General features: G+C 54.3%; 19 protein-coding genes and 1 pseudogene. 11 read left to right on the top strand and 9 right to left on the bottom strand.

What is annotated here, in order from left to right:
* Window positions 1–98 precede the first annotated feature (98 nt).
* From NE584_RS05680 to NE584_RS05670, 4 genes are all read right to left on the bottom strand, one after another.
* A complete protein-coding gene (locus NE584_RS05680) occupies window positions 99–4,157 on the bottom strand; it encodes a leucine-rich repeat protein (protein ID WP_256182122.1) in 4,059 nt (1,352 codons plus the stop codon).
* A complete protein-coding gene (locus NE584_RS19835; protein ID WP_108980697.1) occupies window positions 4,154–4,576 on the bottom strand; it encodes a zinc-ribbon domain-containing protein in 423 nt (140 codons plus the stop codon). Before NE584_RS19835 ends, NE584_RS05680 begins: the two co-directional genes overlap by 4 nt.
* 298 nt (window positions 4,577–4,874) lie before the next feature.
* On the bottom strand, window positions 4,875–5,720 hold the full coding sequence (locus NE584_RS05675; RefSeq protein WP_108980696.1) for a tyrosine-type recombinase/integrase: 846 nt from the start codon (window positions 5,718–5,720) through the stop codon (window positions 4,875–4,877).
* Window positions 5,721–5,748: 28 nt separating this feature from the next.
* Window positions 5,749–6,009, bottom strand: coding sequence for a hypothetical protein (locus NE584_RS05670; protein ID WP_256182121.1), 261 nt, complete (start codon window positions 6,007–6,009; stop codon window positions 5,749–5,751).
* Window positions 6,010–6,170: 161 nt separating this feature from the next.
* Here NE584_RS05670 and NE584_RS05665 point away from each other — a divergent pair, with 161 nt between their 5' ends.
* From NE584_RS05665 to hslO, 3 genes are read left to right on the top strand one after another with little or no spacing between them, the layout of a single operon-like run.
* Complete coding sequence (locus tag NE584_RS05665; RefSeq protein ID WP_050623662.1) at window positions 6,171–6,467, top strand: YerC/YecD family TrpR-related protein; 297 nt, start codon at window positions 6,171–6,173, stop codon at window positions 6,465–6,467.
* Complete coding sequence (locus NE584_RS05660; RefSeq protein ID WP_050623661.1) at window positions 6,464–7,216, top strand: class I SAM-dependent methyltransferase; 753 nt, start codon at window positions 6,464–6,466, stop codon at window positions 7,214–7,216. Before NE584_RS05665 ends, NE584_RS05660 begins: the two co-directional genes overlap by 4 nt.
* A gap of 2 nt (window positions 7,217–7,218) precedes the next feature.
* Entirely contained in the window at window positions 7,219–8,097 is an 879-nt protein-coding gene (gene hslO / locus NE584_RS05655; protein ID WP_050623660.1) for an Hsp33 family molecular chaperone HslO, read from the top strand.
* A 71-nt stretch (window positions 8,098–8,168) separates the two neighbouring features.
* On the opposite strand, the gene trxB is transcribed toward hslO, so the two are convergent.
* The 3 genes from trxB to NE584_RS05640 all read right to left on the bottom strand — a co-directional run bounded on the left by trxB (window position 8,169) and on the right by NE584_RS05640 (window position 10,151).
* A complete protein-coding gene (gene trxB, locus NE584_RS05650) occupies window positions 8,169–9,095 on the bottom strand; it encodes a thioredoxin-disulfide reductase (RefSeq protein WP_108980694.1) in 927 nt (308 codons plus the stop codon).
* Window positions 9,096–9,134: 39 nt separating this feature from the next.
* Window positions 9,135–9,461, bottom strand: a complete 327-nt coding sequence (gene trxA, locus NE584_RS05645; RefSeq protein WP_193955466.1) for a thioredoxin — start codon at window positions 9,459–9,461, stop codon at window positions 9,135–9,137.
* 261 nt (window positions 9,462–9,722) lie between these two features.
* The gene (locus tag NE584_RS05640) at window positions 9,723–10,151 is read right to left on the bottom strand and encodes a 6-phosphofructokinase (RefSeq protein WP_256182120.1); all 429 of its coding nucleotides are present in this window, start codon (window positions 10,149–10,151) and stop codon (window positions 9,723–9,725) included.
* On the opposite strand from NE584_RS05640, the gene NE584_RS05635 reads away from it, so the two are divergent.
* The 4 genes from NE584_RS05635 to NE584_RS05620 all read left to right on the top strand — a co-directional run bounded on the left by NE584_RS05635 (window position 10,150) and on the right by NE584_RS05620 (window position 13,551).
* Window positions 10,150–10,584: a hypothetical protein gene (locus NE584_RS05635; RefSeq protein WP_133248300.1), complete on the top strand. Its 435-nt coding sequence runs from the start codon at window positions 10,150–10,152 to the stop codon at window positions 10,582–10,584. The two genes, NE584_RS05640 and NE584_RS05635, sit on opposite strands and share 2 nt — an antisense overlap.
* Window positions 10,581–11,387 carry a succinylglutamate desuccinylase/aspartoacylase family protein gene (locus NE584_RS05630; protein WP_050623654.1) on the top strand — a complete coding sequence of 269 codons (807 nt, stop codon included), beginning with the start codon at window positions 10,581–10,583 and terminating at the stop codon, window positions 11,385–11,387. Before NE584_RS05635 ends, NE584_RS05630 begins: the two co-directional genes overlap by 4 nt.
* Before the next feature lie 171 nt (window positions 11,388–11,558).
* Window positions 11,559–12,950 carry a HAMP domain-containing sensor histidine kinase gene (locus NE584_RS05625; RefSeq protein WP_108980690.1) on the top strand — a complete coding sequence of 464 codons (1,392 nt, stop codon included), beginning with the start codon at window positions 11,559–11,561 and terminating at the stop codon, window positions 12,948–12,950.
* Window positions 12,925–13,551 carry a response regulator transcription factor gene (locus NE584_RS05620; RefSeq protein ID WP_050623656.1) on the top strand — a complete coding sequence of 209 codons (627 nt, stop codon included), beginning with the start codon at window positions 12,925–12,927 and terminating at the stop codon, window positions 13,549–13,551. The genes NE584_RS05625 and NE584_RS05620 overlap by 26 nt, the downstream gene beginning before the upstream one ends.
* Before the next feature lie 3 nt (window positions 13,552–13,554).
* Here NE584_RS05620 and NE584_RS05615 read toward each other — a convergent pair whose 3' ends face one another.
* Complete coding sequence (locus NE584_RS05615) at window positions 13,555–14,274, bottom strand: GntR family transcriptional regulator (protein WP_242850292.1); 720 nt, start codon at window positions 14,272–14,274, stop codon at window positions 13,555–13,557.
* Window positions 14,275–14,763: 489 nt separating this feature from the next.
* Between NE584_RS05615 and NE584_RS05610 the strand changes: the two are divergent.
* Window positions 14,764–15,369, top strand: a pseudogene (locus tag NE584_RS05610) (ATP-dependent 6-phosphofructokinase); the annotation flags it as partial.
* Between the two features lie 1,422 nt (window positions 15,370–16,791).
* Here the strand turns inward: NE584_RS05610 and NE584_RS05605 are convergent.
* Window positions 16,792–17,109 carry a hypothetical protein gene (locus tag NE584_RS05605; RefSeq protein WP_108980689.1) on the bottom strand — a complete coding sequence of 106 codons (318 nt, stop codon included), beginning with the start codon at window positions 17,107–17,109 and terminating at the stop codon, window positions 16,792–16,794.
* Window positions 17,110–17,421: 312 nt separating this feature from the next.
* Here NE584_RS05605 and NE584_RS05600 point away from each other — a divergent pair, with 312 nt between their 5' ends.
* From NE584_RS05600 to NE584_RS05590, 3 genes are all read left to right on the top strand, one after another.
* A complete protein-coding gene (locus NE584_RS05600) occupies window positions 17,422–17,628 on the top strand; it encodes a hypothetical protein (RefSeq protein ID WP_256182116.1) in 207 nt (68 codons plus the stop codon).
* A 78-nt stretch (window positions 17,629–17,706) separates the two neighbouring features.
* A complete protein-coding gene (locus tag NE584_RS05595; protein ID WP_108980688.1) occupies window positions 17,707–17,874 on the top strand; it encodes a LysR family transcriptional regulator in 168 nt (55 codons plus the stop codon).
* A gap of 225 nt (window positions 17,875–18,099) precedes the next feature.
* Window positions 18,100–18,600: a LysR family transcriptional regulator substrate-binding protein gene (locus NE584_RS05590; protein ID WP_157954723.1), complete on the top strand. Its 501-nt coding sequence runs from the start codon at window positions 18,100–18,102 to the stop codon at window positions 18,598–18,600.
* Window positions 18,601–18,782: the final 182 nt, after the last annotated feature.

Raw genomic sequence — 18,782 nt, 5'->3', positions numbered from 1 at the left:
GACTTGCCCTGCGGCTGTCCTTGATCCAGCATCGAAACAGAAGGAGGGCGGGGCGGCTGTGCCGTCCCGCCCTCCTATTCATGCAGGGGCGATTTACTTTACTTGGTCAGGCTCTCCACAAAGCGCATGAGGATGGTGGCCACCTGCGCCCGGGTTGCGCTGCCCTGAGGGGCCAGCAGGCCGGCATCTGTACCGGAGATCAGGCCCTCGCCCACGGCCCAGCGCACAGCCTCCAGGGCGTAGGCGCTGACGCTGGCGCTGTCCCCGAAGGAGGACAGGGAGCCGCCCCCAGTGGGACTGCCCGCATAGCGCCACAGCATGGTGGCAAGCTGCTCCCGGGTGATGGAACCGTCGGGATCAGAGCCGTCAGAGATGCCGTTCTCCCTGGCCCATTCCATGGCCTTTTCATACCACACAGCCCCGCCGGTGGTGTCCTGTCCGTCAAAGCGGGCCAGAACAGTCATCAGCATGGCACGGGTCATGGGGCTGTCAGGGGTGAAGGCGGTGTCACTGGTACCAGAGAACAGCTCATGGGCTGTGACGAAGTTGATGGCGTCCTTCGCCCAGTGGTTCCGAGTGTCATCAAAATTCCTGCTGCGGTCCACCAGCACCAGTTCAGCGGAGCCGGCCAGCTTGACGGTCATCCCCTCCTTAGTGGGGACGGACAGCTTCACCACCTCGCCGGTGTCCGTGTCCACGGCCACAGTGCCGCAGTCCACGTCGGCAGGGATGATCACAACGGCCTCGCCCACGGACTTTGGGACGGTGATCTCAGCAGTCACATCCTCGCCCGGCTCATCCACGGTCTTGATCTTGACACCGTTTTTGGTTGTCTCGGTGGTGGTCACAGTGCCGTCCTTCTGGGTCTCCACCACTAGGATGGAGCCGTCCTGGAACTTGGTGGTCTCAGTGACGGTGCCGGTTTTCTTGTCTGTGACAGTGGTGGTTTTGGAGCCGTCCCTGTTGGTGGTGGTCTCCGCGGTAGTGCTGCTGGAGCCGCCGCCACCGCCGGAGGAGCGGCGGGAGACGGTCACGGTGCATTCGCTGCTCCCTGCGGTGTAATTGTTCGTTTCAGCACAGGATGCGGTAAAGGTGTACCTGGCATCCCTGTTGTCCAGCTTGACAGATACGGTCCCATCCGTCAGAGTCAAAATCTTGGCCTCGCTGCCTTGGTCATCAGTCTGGGTGACGGCCACAGTGCTGTCCGCGGGGGCGGCCTTGACTGTCAGTTCCACAGTACCGCCGCCGCGAAGCTCGGCTTTGTCGGAAGAAATGGTGATGGCGGGGACAGCCTTGGCGATCTTCACAGTCACATTGCCGGTCACATCGTTGTGGTTGGCCTTGGCAGCCCTGTAATAGACGGTATATTCTCCTGCGTCGGTAAAGGTGGGATTCGTCTCGCTGTACGTGCCGTTCTCCGTGGTGGAGTAAGTCACAGCCGCGCCCTCTGCCGTTACAGTGATGGAGTGCGGCTGGCCGTCATAAGTGCCGTCGTAGCCCTGAGCGGTGACAGAGAAGTCGGCGTTGCGGATGGTGATCTTTGCAGATGCGCTTGCACTGCCATAGTTGTCCGTTTCGGCCAGAGTCGCCTTGGCATAGTAGATGCCCGCGGCAGTGGGAGCGGTTTCAGACTCATCCTTGGAACAATCTTCATTGGTATAATACCGGATGGTGATGGTACCATCTGTAATCGCATTGCCCGCGCTGGTCTTGGCCGCAGCAGTCATCGCATATGCAGTGCCATAGGTCACAGATACATCGGACATTGCAACAGTGGGGGCGTTGTCCCTGGTGATCTGGAATGTGACCTCGGCGGAATCGTTTCCGATCGTAACGGTGACCTTTGCCTCACCGACATCGATGTTATTGGAGTAAGAAACGGTATATCCACTGTTCAAAACCGTTTCACCACTCTTAATGATAACAGTGGGCTTGATCTCCTTGCCAGTGTAGACATGACCCTGGATAGCGTTCACGGTGTATGGAGTGGACTCACCAATTTTTTTGGTCCACTGGGCGTACAGGGTGGTTCCGTTGGGGACGGTGGAGGCCACCGCATCTGCCGCATAGGCTGTCCCCGTACCATCCGGTTTTGTATTCCATCCGGCACAGGTGTAGTCGGCTCTGGTAAAAGTACTGTTCATCAATTTCGTGGTCTGATCGCCTTCGGTGACCGCCTGAGCTTCCATGGTGCCCTCGCCGCCGTTGGCATCAAAAGTGATATTGTAGACCCACTTGGCGTAGTAGGTCTTGCTATTTTGATAGATATAGTCACCAGCCTCATTCTTGTTCGCCGGTGTCTGGAAGTTGGCATCTTGATACCAGCCGTCGAAGATATAGCCATTGCGTTCCACATCCATCAGCGTGTTACCTTCGCTGTTACCAATGGCTATGCCACCGTTAGTAACAGCAAAGGTATTTTGACTGGTGTAATTGGACTTCTGATTCTCAGCGGGAATATAAATAAGCTTATATCGAGTGGTTCCATAAGGTTTGATCTGATGGACTGTTCGACTTGTATCTAATATGCAGTTATCACTTGTAGATACCCAGCCAAGTGAAAACCCTGCTGTCAGTGTGCTGGGAACCCGAATTAGGCTGGTGACTTTTCCGTTATGGAGAATGCTATCACCTATCGACTCTACACCTTCAGGAATAATGAACTCGTTAACCGTTGCACCGGCAAATGCACCTGTGCCGATTTCTTTTAATTCAAAGTTCTCTGCGAATGTAACCGAAGTCAGAGGACACCCGGCAAACGCATTGATTCCTATGCTTTGCACCCGCGCAGGAATCGAAATCGCAGTTAGTTTTGATCTGTGGAAGCAACTTCTTCCTATCGTTTCTACGCTGTCCGGCAGATCAATGGAGGTTAAGGCTGTTGCGGTAAATACACCTACATCGCTGGAACTGGAGCCTGATAAGTGCTTTACCACGGAGCCAGGCGCAAAGGTTACAGACGTCAGCTTGGAACAGCTATAAAATGTTGCACTCAAGGTTTCCACCCCTGCCGGGATCGTTACATCTGTTAGACTGGTGCAGTATTGGAAAGCCATCCCACCAATCGATACAACATTCTGAGGAATGTCACATTTTCCATCTACGTTCGAGTTGAAGTGTTCCAGTGCTTTACAAGAGCCAAATGCACTGTCTTCAATGATAGTCAACTTCTCCGGATCCTGAAAGGAAACCGTTTGAAGTGCGGTACATCCATAAAACGCGGCTCCCCCGATCTCCACCAACGAGGCAGGGAGTTCAATGGATGTTAATTGAACCAGTGAATGGAAGCCATTCAGGTGGATTTCCTTCAATGCGCTTCCTGCTTCAAAGTTCACATTTTTGACAGCTTTGCACCAGACAAAGGCATTGGCACCAATGGTGGTCACATCTTTTCCGATTGTGATTTCAGTAATCGCCGTTTGAGCGCCTTTATCAGGAAAATACAGATACCAAGGAGCCTGACCCGCGTCAGGAAAATCCGCCATCGCACCGCTTCCGGAGATGACAAGCGTATAGGTGGGAGTAGACTCATCACCGTTGTTTTTCTCCAGATAGGCAGTGATATTGTTTCCCTCGCCCTCAGCGGAAATATCCCACGGATTTTCTTGTGTACCCTCTTCAGCTGTATATTCCAGCAATTCCACAGGGTAGAGAGCCATAATCACGGCATTGATGGTTTCATCGTTTTCCGCATCAAGGCCGTGTTCCTCGGCATAGGCGTAGATCTCGGAGATTTGGTCGCTGATCCTCTCCACCTGCTCCTCGTCCTCCGGATCAATATCAGCTGGGTCAGGCAGAGCCGCGATCAGCGCCGTAAGCTGTTCCTCCGCCGTGGGGCCGACAGGTTCTCCCTGTTCACCCGCCGGCTCCTGCTGCTCATCAGCAGGAGCCTCATAGGTGCAGGCGGTATAGTCCGCCGTGCAGATGGGGCAGTCCGTGTTCACGGTCTCCCCGGTACAAAGGGACTCGCAGATGCAGGCCGGCTCTTCCGGCCCGGCCGCCTCCTCCACCGGAGGCTCACCGTGGACCTCTCCAGGCTCCTCTGTGACCACGGCAGGAGCCACATTCTGCGGTCCCTCCGCCGCCAGCGCGCTCACAGGCATCAGCGATAATACCAGTACCAGCGATAAGAAACTTGACAATATCCGTTTTTTCATTTCTCGTTCCTCCTGTTACGATTTTCCAGACCGGGAATTAGAGCTGACCGGCCCCATTTTATTCCCATTCTTCCAGCGCCCGCCGACAGCGTTCCAGCCGTTTTGGGCTGACTTTCCCGGCGCAGACGGGAACAGCCGCACTTCTGCGGCCCCGCCCTGGAATAAATGGCGGCCTTCCAGATATGACCGTTGGGACACTCCCGCCAAGCCATCCGGCGGCTTCCCGCTGTCACGTGCTCCGGGGTTAGGTCGGGGGACGCACCACTGGGCGGCCACCTCTCGGGCCAGTAAGTACGCCAGTTCTTCTGTCTCCTGCCATAGGACCCCTCTCTTGGCGTCAGCGTCCTGTTTTTGACCGGTGCCCACTGGGTCAGCAGGACCAGCTCATCCCGCTCCGCGCAGTAGTCGTAGAGAGTCATTCGCAATATTTATCGCCTCCAATCTTTTCAGAATTCTCATTCTGTCCCATCATTTGCTGTATAGGCCATACAAAGAGAGATAAAGCGAATGAAAGGCGTCTTTTGCTGTTCTAAAAACAGGTAAAAAGCCGTAGCAAGGAAAGCCGCAAAAATATTCCATTTTGCGGCTCATATTTTTGTGCTCAAAAGCAGGTCCCGCTCTTGCTCTTTTGAAAAGAAAGTGGTAATATTTACATGGAATATGTAATTCTGGCAGTTTTATATTTACAGCAAATGAGACAGAATGAGAATTTCGACTTTACGATACAAGTCCCAGTCGGTCCAGCTGCCGCTGGTGTTCCGCCCCGGAGGTCAGGAGGTAGATGCGTGTGGTCTCGAGGCTGGAATGGCCCAGCACATCCGCCAGCTTCACGATGTCACGGCTGGCCCGGTAAAAGGCCGCGGCGAACAGATGGCGAAGGTTGTGGGGAAAGACCTCGCTGGCCGCGACCCCCGCCGTCTTGCACAGCCCCTTCATCTCCGCCCAGATCTGACGGCGGCTGAGGGGCGTCCCGTTTCTGGTGAGAAAGATCTCGCCGGAAGCGGTTTTTTGCTGTTTGGCGTATTTCAGCAGCTTGCGGCACAGCTTGCTGGGGATGAGGATGGTGCGGATCTTGCCTTTCAGGGCGACCTCCGCCCGGCCCGCTCTGGCCGCCTCCACGGTAATATACTGCACCTCGCTGACCCGGATGCCGGTGGCGCAGATGGCCTCCATCAACAGAGCCAGCCGCGTTTTGTTCTGCGCCTTTGCCGCAGCGGTGAGGGCGTTGTAGTCGGACCGGGTCAGGTCCCGGCTGTCATCCCGGAACATTCGCCGCTGGACCTTGAGAAACTTCACCCGGCAGTCCCCGAAGCCCAGAAAGTCCAGCAGACTGTTCAGGGCGGAGAGCATGGCATTGACGCTGGCGGGGGCGTAGCCCCGCTCCACCAAATGGGTCTTCCACGCCGCCGTCCGCTCCTTGGTGATCTCCCGCCCCTCCAGCCAGCGGGCGAAGGCCCGGACGTCCCGCAGATATTTCTCTACGGTGGCGGCGCTTTTTTCTTCCAGCCGAAGATGGTCCGCATACGCCTGGATGTGTTCCAATGCTGGTCTGTGTTCGCTCATGGTACTCCTCCTTGATGGTTCTATATGGCTATTTTACGGGTAAAGCAACGCCCACAGCGGCAAATACCTCTGTGGGCGTTCCGATACTGTCCCGCTTGCCGTGCTGACAGCTTGCCACTGACAGAGGGAACCTATGCGCTCGGCTGACGGTTTGACTTTGGGCGGTCACCGACACTTCGCCGCTCATGAGGCACATGCAGGCTTTTTCCATCTGCTTGGTCACACAAAAGCCCTCCATCCAGGTGGAAGCCGGTACACTGCGCAGCGCTTTATATTCCCGTTCGCTCATGTCAAAACCTCCGCAGGCCGCATTTGAGCGGCCGGTTTTTGATTTTTTTCTTCACTCCCCGTTTACTTTCATAGATTAGCCTGTTAAAATATAAAAAAGCGCGGCGGGACCTTGTTGGGCCGCCGGGAGGCAAGATTTTCTCTGGAGAAGGAGCACCCAATATGTCTAAATTTTTAGAGAAGGAATCCAGCGACACTCTGTACCGAGCCATCGTGTCTTTACAGGACGTGGATGAGTGCCGCCGCTTTTTTCAGGATCTGTGCACCGTGTCCGAGCTGAAAGCCATGGAGCAGCGGATGGAGGTAGCCATGCTGCTGGACCAGGGGCTGATATACAGTGACATCCTGGAGCGCACCGGCGCCTCCAGCGCCACCATCAGCCGCGTCAACCGCTGTCTTCACTACGGCGCCGATGGCTATCAGGCCGTCATCCCCCGTCTGAAGGAGCGTCAGGAATGAACAGCTATGGATTTCTGGCCGGCTGCTACGATGAGTTCACCACCGATGTGGACTACGCCGCCTGGGCCGAATACATCCAGCGCCACTTTGAACGGGCGGGCCTGCCCGGCTCCACTGTGCTGGATCTGGCCTGCGGCACCGGCTCCCTCACCCGCGAGCTGTCCCTGCGGGGATATGAGATGATCGGGGTGGACCTCTCCCCCGACATGCTGGCCCAGGCCGCAGAAAAGAACCGGGATGCGGAGGGGATCGCCCCCATTTTTCTGTGCCAGAGCATGGATCAGCTGGACCTGTATGGCACCATCGACGCCTGCGTGTGCTGTCTGGACAGCATCAACTATGTCACCGACCCAAAAAAGCTGCGGAGGGCCTTTCAGCGGGTCCACCTGTTCCTCATGCCCGGCGGGCTGTTCCTCTTTGACGTCAACACCCCCGCCAAGCTGGAGGGCCTGGATGGCCAGGTCTTTCTGGACGAGACAGAGGACGCCTACTGCGTCTGGCGGGCAGAGTATTCCCGCCGCCGCCGGGTCTGCTCCTACTTCATGGATATCTTCCGCCTGGAGGAGGAGAGCGGCCTGTGGGAGCGGGGAGAGGAGCTCCACGAGGAGCGGGCCTACACGCCGGAGGAGCTGACCAGCTATCTCCGCGACGCCGGGTTCACCCAGATCAAGCAATATGGAAATCTGAAGCACCGTCCCCCCAAGCCTGGGGAGGACCGCATCTTCTTCACCGCACGAAAGGAAGTCTGATCATGTCCGACCATATCATCCGCGCCATCACCGCCGACGGCTCGGTCAAAGCTGTCGCCATCACCGGCCGGGACCTGGTGGAGCGTGCCCGCACCATCCACACCCTGCTCCCCGTGGCCACCGCCGCCCTGGGCCGCACCCTGCTGGCCGCCTCCATGATGGGGGATATGCTGAAAGAGGACAACGGCGCCCTCACCCTCCAGATCAAGGGCGGCGGGCCCCTGGGCACCATTCTGGCTGTCTCCGACTGCGGCGGGAACGTGCGTGGCTATGTGCAGGATCCCCATGTAGAGCTGATGGAGAAGGTCCCCGGTAAGCTGGATGTGGGGGCCGCCGTGGGCACCGACGGCAGTCTCACCGTCATCAAGGACCTGGGACTGAAGGAACCCTATATCGGCTCTATCGGCCTGTTCTCCGGGGAGATCGCCGACGACATCGCCATGTACTTTGTGGAAAGCGAGCAGATCCCCACCGCCTGCGCCCTGGGAGTTCTGGTGGACCGGGACCAGAGCGTCCTGGCCGCCGGCGGCTATCTGATCCAGCTGCTGCCCGGCGCAGAGGAGGGCCTGATCGACAAGATCGAGGCCGGCGTTCGCCGGGTGGGCTCTGTGAGCCACGCCCTCTCCCGCGGGCTGGACGCCCAGGGCCTGCTGGAAGAGGTGCTCTCTGACTTTCAGCTGGAGGTCCTGGAGACCCACCCGGTGGAGTACCGGTGCAGCTGCAGCCGGGAGCGGGTGTCCCGAGCGCTGATCAGCATGGGACGTGAGGAGCTCTCCTCCCTCATCGCGGAGCAGGGACAGGCCGACTTGTCCTGTCAGTTCTGCGACAAGGTCTACCACTTCTCAAAGGAGGAGCTGGAGGGGCTGCTGTCCTCTATGTGACACCCCCTCCTATTGGGAAAGGATAAGGGCAGGAGCCCCCACGGAAAACCGTGGGGGCTCCTGCCTGCTTTTTATCTGTTTTCTTCCATGAGGTATTGTTCGATAAAATGGGAGGCCGTCGCCCCGTCCGCCGTGGCGGTCACGATCTGCCGCAGGGGCTTGGTCCGCACATCCCCCACGGCGAAGACCCCCGGCAGCCCGGTGCGGGTCGTCTCGTCAGCCTTGATATACCCCTGCTCGTCCAGTTCCACCTGCCCCCGGAAGAGCTCTGTATCCGGGACCCGGCCAATGGCCACAAAGATGCCCTCACAGGCCAGCTCCCGCCGTGCCCCGGTCCTCACATCCTCCAGTACCAGGCCGCTCACCCGCTTATCCCGCAGGAGCCCCACTGCCCGGCTGTTCCACAGGATCTGGATACCGCTGTCCTTCAACGCGTCCATGTACACCTTCGAGGCCCGCAGGGTATCCCGGCGATGAATCAGATAGACCTCTCTGCACAGCTTGGACAGGTAGAGTGCGTCCGCCACAGCGCTGTTCCCTCCACCCAGTACCGCCACTGTTTTATTTCGGTACATCATGCCGTCGCAGGTGGCGCAGTACGCCACCCCCCGGCCCCGCAGCTCCTGCTCCCCGGGCAGTCCCATCTCCCGTGGAGAGGCCCCGGTGGCCAGCACCACAGCCCTGGCCCGCACCTCCCCCTCACTGGTCTGGATGACCTTGGGAACCGCAGCCAGCTCCACACCGGTCACCTCGGCGAAGCGGGTCTCCACCCCGAAGCGCTCCGCCCCCCGCTGCATCTTCTCCCCCAGCTCGAAGCCATCCACTCCCCCTTCGAACCCTGGGTAGTTGTCCACCTGTCCGGTGGTTGCCATCTGTCCCCCAGGGGACAGCTTCTCCAGCACCACCACTGAAAATCCGCTGCGGGCGCAGTACAGCCCAGCGGTATATCCCCCCGGCCCTCCGCCGATAATCGCTACATCATAGAGCTTCTGTTCCACCTTGTGACCCTCCTCTCATTTCTGTGCAGGCAGGGCTCCTCAGCCCTCTATCGCGCCCTGCCCCTTCAGCCACTCCAGGATCGCCGCTTTGGAGGCCGGGTTGATGAGCTGCTCGCTGGCCTGCCCTCCCCGGAACAGGATCAGGGTGGGGATGGTCTCCACTTCATATTTCTGCGCCAGCACCTGAGCGTCGTCCACGTTCAGCTTGGCCACTGTCACCCGCCCCGCCAGTTCCTGCTCCAGCTGCTCCACTGCGGGGCCCAGCCGGCGGCAGTAGCCGCACCAGGGGGCCCAAAAATCCACCAGCACCGGCTGGTCAGCCTCCAGCGCCTCAGCCTGAAAATTGTTTAAATTCAGCTCCAACATGATCGTTTCCTCCTCTGTAGTCGTGTCAGTTTTTGTCTTATACTGTAATTATAATATTTACAGTTTGGATTGTCAACCCGTCCATGGCATTATTTTTACCTCACCCCTACGGTTTGTTCCCATCCCGCAGGGACAGAAATCGTAAAGAGAGACTTCCCCCAGGGACACACCATGAGACTGTGAATTATTTTTTCCGTTTTCCCTGATCTCATGCAAAAGCAGGCGGCAGATCAAAGATCTGCCGCCTGCTTTCTCCTCTTGTCACTGGATCGGCCCGCACTTCAGCGGGACCTGATTGTGCATGGCTTCCAGCACTTCGTAGCGCTCCATCTGGAGGTGCTTGGTCATGTTCAGCGCCTTCTCAATGGGGATCTCCACCAGATGTCCCTCGTTGGTGCCCACGATGCAGTTCATCCGGCCTTCTGCCAAGGCCTTGACCGCAGCATAGCCCATCCGGCTGGCCGTCTCCCGGTCCCGCGCCGTAGGAGAGCCGCCCCGCTGGATGTGTCCCAGCACGGTGACCCGGGGATCGATGCCCACCGTCTCCTGGATGCGCTTGCCGATCTCTACGGCACTGCCCGCACCCTCGGCCACCACGATCATAAAGTGGGTGTTGCCTGCCAGACGGGACTCCCGGATACGCTCCACCACGTCCTTCTCAAATGCTTTGATTGCCCATGAACGGGCCATGAATCTGGCATCGAATGTGGTCGTGGACATGCAGATGGAGGGAGTGCAGATATCCCTGGAGCCCTCTCCGACAGATCTGCGCGGCTTGACCCACCGTGAGCTTGGCGATCACACGGATACGCTGGCGCTTTTAATGGAAGCCCCCAATCCCGCCCAGGGCCGCCTGCGTGACCGCACCGATGAGGCGCTCGTCCTGACAGGCAAGTCGGAGACTTATGTGAAGGCCGGTGAGATTGGGCAGCTCTATGTGCCCTATGACGAAAATGGATGGCCCATTGAGGTGCGCTGTGCCCGCCATGTGTTTGGAATAGAGCGTATCCTGGCCAATTACAGCGAAATGTATGAGGAGCCGATCATTGTCACCGGGATGCCCAGCTATGATGAACTTGTGAAAAATGGAATGGGTCCCTACCTCAATGAGCCTACCACGTGATCAAGGCAGGATCGACAGAAATGAAAAAAGAAATAAAGTGGTCGATTGCGGCAGTACTCCTTCTGTGCATGGGAGTAGTTGTGTACTTTTTGTTTTTGAGGCCTGCTCCGGTGTCACATACGACCTTTTTCCTGGCTGAGGGGCTTGCAAGTCAAACTGAGTGTCACATCATGGACTCTGGGAAGGAGGGGCCGACAATTTTCCTGCTGGCCGGCACGCACGGGAATGAACCCGCCGGATTCAAGGGTGCGGAGCAGCTGCTGGAACGGCTTGAACCAAAGACGGGACGCATCATTCTTGTACCGCATGCCAATCAGCAGGCCATTGAGTTGAACCAAAGGACCGCATCGGATGGCGTGGATATGAATCGTTCCTATCCTGGCGCAGAGGATGGAAATCCCATTCAGGTCTTGTCTGCACAGATTATGGAGCTGATCCAAAAATATCAGCCAGTCTGCGTGGTTGATATGCATGAGGGAGTCAATTTCTACGGCGTAAACGGCAGCATCGGAAATTCTATCGTGGTGGGACAGACACAGAGCGGATTTATCAATGCTCTGGATATACTGGAGATGGTAAACAGCCAGAATGGCGATTATCCTGATTTTGCTCTGGAAGGAAACGCACCTGTTGGAAGTCTGAACTGTACGGCATCCAGGGAGCTGGGGATTGATGCGTTTACAATAGAAACCAGCCAAAAGCTGCCCATGGAAGTGCGGGTCAGCCAACAGGTTTTGATTGTTACAAATATCCTGCAGCAATATGGGATGGAGTTCAAACTGCGCCCGGAGTCCGGAGGATAACAAAGAGCACAGGCGTACAGAGCCAATTCTGTACGCCTGTGCCTTGTTGCTGTGCATGCTTGTTTAAAGAGGATTTTCCGCCGCAAGAGTGAAAAACTTTGCATTTTGCATTGGTTTTTGCTATTCTAAAAAAGAGCCCCTGTTGGGAAGTTTTGTGATTGTGAGGCCAGTATGGGGATAAAACGATTGTCTATTACTTGGAATGCGGTGAGAGTCTTCCAGGCGTTGGGACTGATGGCAGTTGGATTACTGACCCCTCTGATTTTTACAGAGCGGAATTTCCGGATCTATGATTTGCTCTATCAGGCGATGAATGAGCTGGATTCCGGTTTTCTGGCATTAGGGGCCATTCACCTGATTGCCCTGAATACCCTTCGTTCTGGTCCTGACTACTTGGCCATAACGCTTTTGATGGATGGGATTAGCATTCAGTGGAATGGACGGGAGATCCCCTTTGTTAAGATTCCATTCTGCTGCCTGTTCCAAATTTCACTTTACCAGGTCGTATATATGGTCTATTCCCTAAGACTGGACATCGGCATGCCAGCTATCTTAGTGTTTATCTGCATTGAATTGCTGACTCGGTTTTCTTTCCGCCTGCATTACAAGCTGATCATCATCACCCTGTTTCTCATTACCGTGCAGGGGCTGGATGTTTTGCCGGTCATGACAAAATTGGGATTTGGAAATGGTGAGATCTCCACTGATATCAAGGCCATAGCGCCCATTTTGGACGCTGAATTGCTTCTGACTTATTTTGTGCTGTTGCTTCTGTGCTTTTTTGCCACCGCTACTGTTTTAATGGGGCTTCTGGATCTGGAACAGCAGCATTTGATTCAGGCCCACCGAAAGGCGGAACAGGATGAGCTGCAGCTCTACCAGGCTAGAATGAAAAATATTGAAATGAGGTCGTTTCGGGAGATACAGAATTTGGTCCATGACCTCAAGACCCCGCTTACCACCATTCAGGGGCTGGCTGGACTTTCGGAGGAGCTGGTAGAGGATCCAAAACTGGCCAAATATCAGAGGAGGATTGTGAATGCGTGTGACCGGATGGGACAGATGGTTTCTGAAATTCTCTATGAGGACCGAATGTCCCTGGTCCCGACAGAGCGGCTTCTGCGCCTGACGCTCTCCTGCATGGCGTCAAACCCCTTGGTTTCTCGAATTTCTGTCCACAATGAGTGTCCTGAGGTTCGGGTATATGTGAATTCCATCCGTATGGCTCGAGCATTGGTAAATCTGCTGGAAAACGCATGTAAAGCGATTGACCCGGAGAAAGGGGAGATCCAGCTGATTGTATCCTGCTGCAGTGGGACAACCCATTGGGAAGTAGTGGACAACGGTATTGGCATAAACCCAGAGATCCTTCAGCGTATGTGGACGCATGGCTATTCTGAAAGCGGCTCCACAGGACTGGGGCTCAGCTTTGTGCAGCAGGTGGTTGACCTTCATCACGGAACAATAGAGGTAAAGAGCAGTCCCGGAGAATATACAAGGATCACGATCATCCTGCCTCAAAATAAAGGAGAGCACAATGGGAAAGAACATTTTATCAATTGATGATGACGAAGACATCCTCTATACAATTCAGGAGATCATTCTTCATCAAGGATGGACGCCCCTGCTGGCAAGAAACTTCAGAGAGGCCGAGCACATTCTGACGCAGTATGGAAATGGAAGGCTGGATCTGATCCTTGTGGACTATCACCTGCCTCAGCCGGACGGAATCCAGATTGTCCGCCGTATGAGAGAAATGGGGATCAATGTGCCGATTGTTGTGCTTACCATTGAAGAGCAGACAGCAGTCATGGAGCGTTTTCTAGAAGCCGGCGCAGATGACTATGCAGTCAAACCCATTAAACCTGTGGATTTGGTCTCCCGCATCAATACCCATCTGCGCTACCACGAGAAAGAGCAGTTTTACTCTGAGGCGGATAAGGGCATCAACCAATCTACATTGGAGATCATTGTATCCTGCCTTTCCTGTTCGGAAGACTATTTGGACGTAGGAGTCATTCAACGGCAGACAAATCTCAATCCCAAAACGATACATCGATATTTGCGATATTTGATTCGTGAGCAGATGGTTGAGGTCAAAAATACCTATGGAAAACGGGGGAGACCCAGAGCATTTTACCGATGGGCAGGCCGAAAAAGATAGATATCACAAAATCAATTGGAAACGTTCACCGTTGATAACCTGCATGCATACATATACAGGCTGGCCGGCGTTGCCGAATGCCACACTGCGGACCAGGAGCAAAGGTGCATTTTTCCGCAATTTCAGCCAACGAGCCTCCTCGGTGGTAGCCCGGCAGATCTCAACGATTTTTTTTGAGCCGTCTATGACCAAGTCTTTTTTCTCGCGCAGGACCTGGAAAAGCGACCCGTCCAGATTCTCTTGCAGCAGGAAAGCATAGTCCAGTGGAAAATAGCTGGTCTCAATTACCATAGGCTCGTCATTTACATATCTAAGCCGGACAATTTTTACAGTCTGGGAATTCTCATCCAGGCCAAGACTCTCCAGAATACTGGACTTTGGAGCAACGATTTCCTTCTGCAACAGCCTGGCGCCTGGTTTAAGCCCGCGTGCAAGACAAGATTCAGAGAAGCCTTGAATATGTGTATAATCCCGGCCATATTTAGGGGAAGTCACAAAGGTGCCCTTCCCCTGTTTCTTTTCAATAAGTCCCTGAGCTGCCAATTCATCCATCGCTTTTCGTGCGGTGATGACGCTGACCTGGTAATATTTCGCCATTTCGACTTCGGGGAGCAGTCTATCTCCGGGCTTCAATATTCCGGAGGTAATTTCTTTCTGCAGCTTTTCCATCAACTGCCTGTATAGTGGAACGACAGCATTGGCCTCCAAAATCGGTTTGCTCATGGATAATTACCTCCTATATACTCGGTAATCATATTATAACGACTGTTTTGGATTCTGACAACTGATTTCCAGTGTGATAGGATTAAATATTTTCTTGAAAGTATAGCTTTTTACAAATAGAAGAGTTTCTTCATTTTTGCAAGGCATCAGAAATAGCGAGCGGAGTGGTGGGTGAGGGGGTGTAAAGAGATTTTTTTAGTACGTATTGTTATATCTCGTTGGTCCCTTCACAGCACTCTTAAACTAGCATAGGAAAATATGATTAGGCAAAATCCGAGAAAGACGGCAAGGAAAGGCATCTAGAGCAGTTATAATATACGGAAAAGTATGCTGAAAATTTAATTGCTTTTCCCAAAATGTAATTTTAGGATTTAATGTATATGGGCTCTCGTTGCTGGTAAGGGAGGGACGGACGCTTGACACCGGGGGCGTGACATGCCATAATGAAAAGACCTTGAGGAAGAAGGAGAGCGTAAGGAGGAAAGCACCATGGCAAATATGGTAAAGCGGATCGGCATCCTGACCAGCGGAGGAGACGCCCCCGGCATGAATGCGGCGGTGCGGGCGGTGGTCCGCACCGCGCTTGGCAAGGGCATTGAGTGCGTGGGCATCCGCCGGGGCTGGAACGGGCTCATCAACAGCGACTTTTTTCCAATGGACAGTGACAGCGTCAGCCACATCCTGGACCGGGGCGGAACGATTCTGTTCACCGCCCGCAGTGAGGAGTTTATAAACGAAGGAGGCCGGAAGAAGGCGGTGGCCACCTGTAAGCTGCTGGGTCTGGATGGCATCGTGGCCATCGGCGGCGACGGCACCTTCCGGGGCGCGCTGGAGCTGTCCCGGATGGGCATCCCGGTGGTAGGGATTCCGGCCACCATCGACAACGACATCGGCTGCTCCAACTACACCATCGGCTTTGACACTGCCTGCAACACTGCCATCGAGTGCATCGACAAGCTGCGGGACACCATGCAGTCTCACGAGCGCTGCTCGGTGGTGGAGGTGATGGGCCGCCATGCGGGCTATCTGGCCCTCTATGTGGGCATTGCGGTGGGTGCTACCGCCGTACTGATCCCCGAGCGGGATGTGGACTTCTAAAATAATGTAGGTGGAAGTGGTTCCCGTTGAAGGGGACTGTTTCAGCGCCCTGAGCCTGCTCTGGTCATTGCCAGCACTGCCCCAACCAATGCAGAAGGGAATGGTGAGCTTCTCAGCCGGAAACGCAGTCAGAGAGTAGGTGGGATACTGCTGGGTCAATTCTTTCAGCATTAAGGTGTTGGTGGTCAGCTCAAAGCGATGCTGAAGTCGGTAGGTCAAAAAGGGCATCCCTTGCTGCTGATTAAACTGCCGTAGACGATCCCAAAGCGTCTGCCGCTCTGACTCGCTGAGGTCTTGGGGAGAATCAATAAACACCACGCAGGCTGTCGTCTCTCGTATGGCGGTTGCATCTAACTGTCGCAAAAAATCCTGAGATGTGATACAGTATTAAGATGCGTTCGAAAGAAATTGGGTCGTAAATGCGACAATTGCGTATATACACAGCCTCGTTTCTAGCCTGTTGGGGAGACTAGCTCCATTACGGAGTATTTATGCCCGCCGCCATATCACCAATGCCCTGGACGCCCTAGAGCTGATGAACATGGACGTGCAGTTCCTGGGTTATGGTGTGTTTATTGCCGTTATCATCGGCCTGATAATGGGCTTCCCCTCCTGGCAGATCCGCCTGGTAGAAGCCACCATCGTGGTTGCCTCCGGCGTGCTTACCGAGCATGAGGCTACGGCAACTATCAGCTGGTGGAGTGGGCTGCACCTCTGGGCTATCTGTTGGCCACCCCGCTGTCTTGGGAGGTCCCTGTATGAAGCGGAAGATATCCTGGCGTCTGCCCCTCCTGATGGTCCTGGCCCTTCTCTTCCTTTGCCGACCGGAAGTTCTGGCAGGCACACCCCGCCATCACCCTGGATACCCTGGACGAAAGCCGGAGCTACCAGGTACTGGAGGCCTTCTATTCCAAGGCATTCCTCCAGACGGAGGAGAATGTGTTCCGCTTATAGCAGTGCAGCGAACTCAGTGCTCAACTCAGGACACCTTTGATGAGTATGTGGAGCAGGTCCGGGGAAGTAGTTTTGTATGATACCGGCGTGGCGGCGGAGACGGCGGAGAACTGCTGACCCTGGTGCCAAAACGGTCGCTTTGTGGTGGTGGCCTACTGTTCTGCCCAGCGGCACTTGAGTCCCTGCGTCCGGGCGGCGTGGAGTCCCCCCACACAACTCTGGTCATTTAGGTGAATTTTGGTGGGTGCTTTAGGTGGACAACCTTTACATATTTGCAGGGCCGAAGCAAGAGAGACCATCCAACCTTGGCAGAGAGTCGGCCATACGATCTGTAACACCTGAACAGTTTTATATTCTGTTATTGTACATATGTGAGGTTGCCGTTATTTTCCCTACATTGATCGGACAATATCATAACCTATGTAAGCAATGCATGACCGTGAGGCTGTGCGGTTCGTTTTGTTGTCAGTCCTTCATGTAAGCGTCTACGATGCGTGCTTCCACTTCCCGGTTCCGCTCCAATGCCTTGCGGAGTTCTGGCAATTCCAGCAGACCTCTGGCGTTGGCGACGATGAGGGTGCGGTTGAGACTGGCCCCCACCCTGCGGACTTCGTAGATCAGCTTCGGCACATCGACGAAGGGTGCCTCCCGGATGGCAGCGCTGTTGATACACTGCCGGATAAACCGCTCACGGGAGCTCCGTATCTTGGGACCCTTTTCATTGAGGCCGGCAAGCTCCTCATCGGACAACCAGACGTTAATTTGGTTTGTTCTGCTTCGCATGGCTTCTCCTTTCTCCAGAGGCATAGGGGTGGAAGCCCTGTCAAGCGGACGGGTTCGGCTTCTTTCGCAGGGGCTGTGCTGAGAATATTTCTCATAGTTCTGTTTGACCCGTTCCACGCTTTGGCTATGGCATCATAGGTAATGCCATTCTCATAGATAGCTCGCACAAAAGTGACATCACCTGTGATGCCACGCAAAGGTGACGGAAAAACTGCCGTCATGGTTAGTCTCAGTTGGTTGAGTGACGGCAATTCTGTCGTCGCCTTGTGGTAGACGGCAAAATGCCGCCATGACAGCTTTGAGGGAGATTAAGTGACAGCAATTTGCCGTCACACTGTTTTGCCGTTTTCTCTAAATGGTGTTCCTGCCTCTGTTCAGCCGCGTTGTCTCGCTCTCCCCATGGCGGAGGTCATGGCGGAGCACCTCATTCAGACGGTCATTCAGTTGTTAGGGCAAAAAGAAGCCGGTACATCAAAACCAGCTCCAGCGGGATTTTTCGTTCTGCTGAAGCAAGTTTGATGTACCGGCCTTGTATTTCACAAGCGGCAAAAGGATGTGCTTATATGTGTTTGTGTTATTTAATTAGCCAATATATAAATGATTTTTCACCATATAGAACAAGTGTTTGTAAATATCTCACAGCCTGCGCTTAGCAAAAGCATTCACAATTTAGAAAACGAACTTGGAGTCAAACTTTTTGATCGAATAGGGAATCGCATTCATTTAAACCAATTAGAAAAGGAGTTCGCTCATTACGCAGAGTAAAGTTTGAACACACTACAGGTGGGACTACATTCTCTGGAGCAAAACAAATATGATTTTCAGGGGAAAATTCGCATTATCTGCCACGTGTTTGCCGACGGAATTTTGGACTGTATTTCGGAGTATATGAAACTAAACCCCTCTGTTCACGTCTATTTGTTTTAATCCAAATCAGGAGATACTCATCTGGCAGAGGGGGCAGACTTTTTACTGTGCTCCCAAGGCGAGTTGCAGAGCATCTGGGGTAAGTCAAGGATCGCAATTTCTCTGTATCAGGAGCAATATTACATTGTTATCTCTCCCAAATATCGGGTCTATCCCCCGGATATGGATTCCATCTCTCCCCTCTCCCTAAAAGAAGATTGGTTTATTGGAGACCTTATTTTCCCCGATCACTTTGGCTATGTGGATATACTGACCCATCTGGGAAACAATTTTGGCTTTATTCCAAAGGTTCGTTTTTGCACAGAGGACTTTTCTTCCAAGCTTACGATGGTGGGGGACGGACATGGCATCGCGGTTCTGCCCACCTCATGTATTCGGGCGGCAAAAAAGGTAAGATCGGGCCTTCAAATATTTCCCATTGAGAATTTTAACGAGACCAAAACCTCCTGTTTAACAAGAAAACCCGATTACCAGCTCTCAGAAGTCGGATTGGATTTTTGGTCATTTGTCCAGGTCTACTATCAGCAAATGAAATACCGAGGACAAGAAATTATTCTTGAATGATGTCTGCTCAATGATTCCAGGCTTATAATTGAAACCGCTTTCTGGTGCAGGGCCCTGTAATGTTCTCTCTTGGTGGAAGCCAAATGAACAGGTTTGTACTGATTTGGTGCGGAAAAAGCCGGTTACATACGCAAACCAAACGGAGTCCAGTAGGACACAGTCTGTCCTGCTGGTACGGCACG

Origin of the sequence: Clostridium sp. DFI.5.61, from assembly GCF_024462915.1 — a bacterium.
GTDB classification, from domain to species: domain Bacteria; phylum Bacillota; class Clostridia; order Oscillospirales; family Oscillospiraceae; genus Lawsonibacter; species Lawsonibacter asaccharolyticus.
The sequence above is the reverse complement of the archived record's forward strand: the minus strand, read 5'-3'. Positions and strand labels throughout refer to the sequence as shown.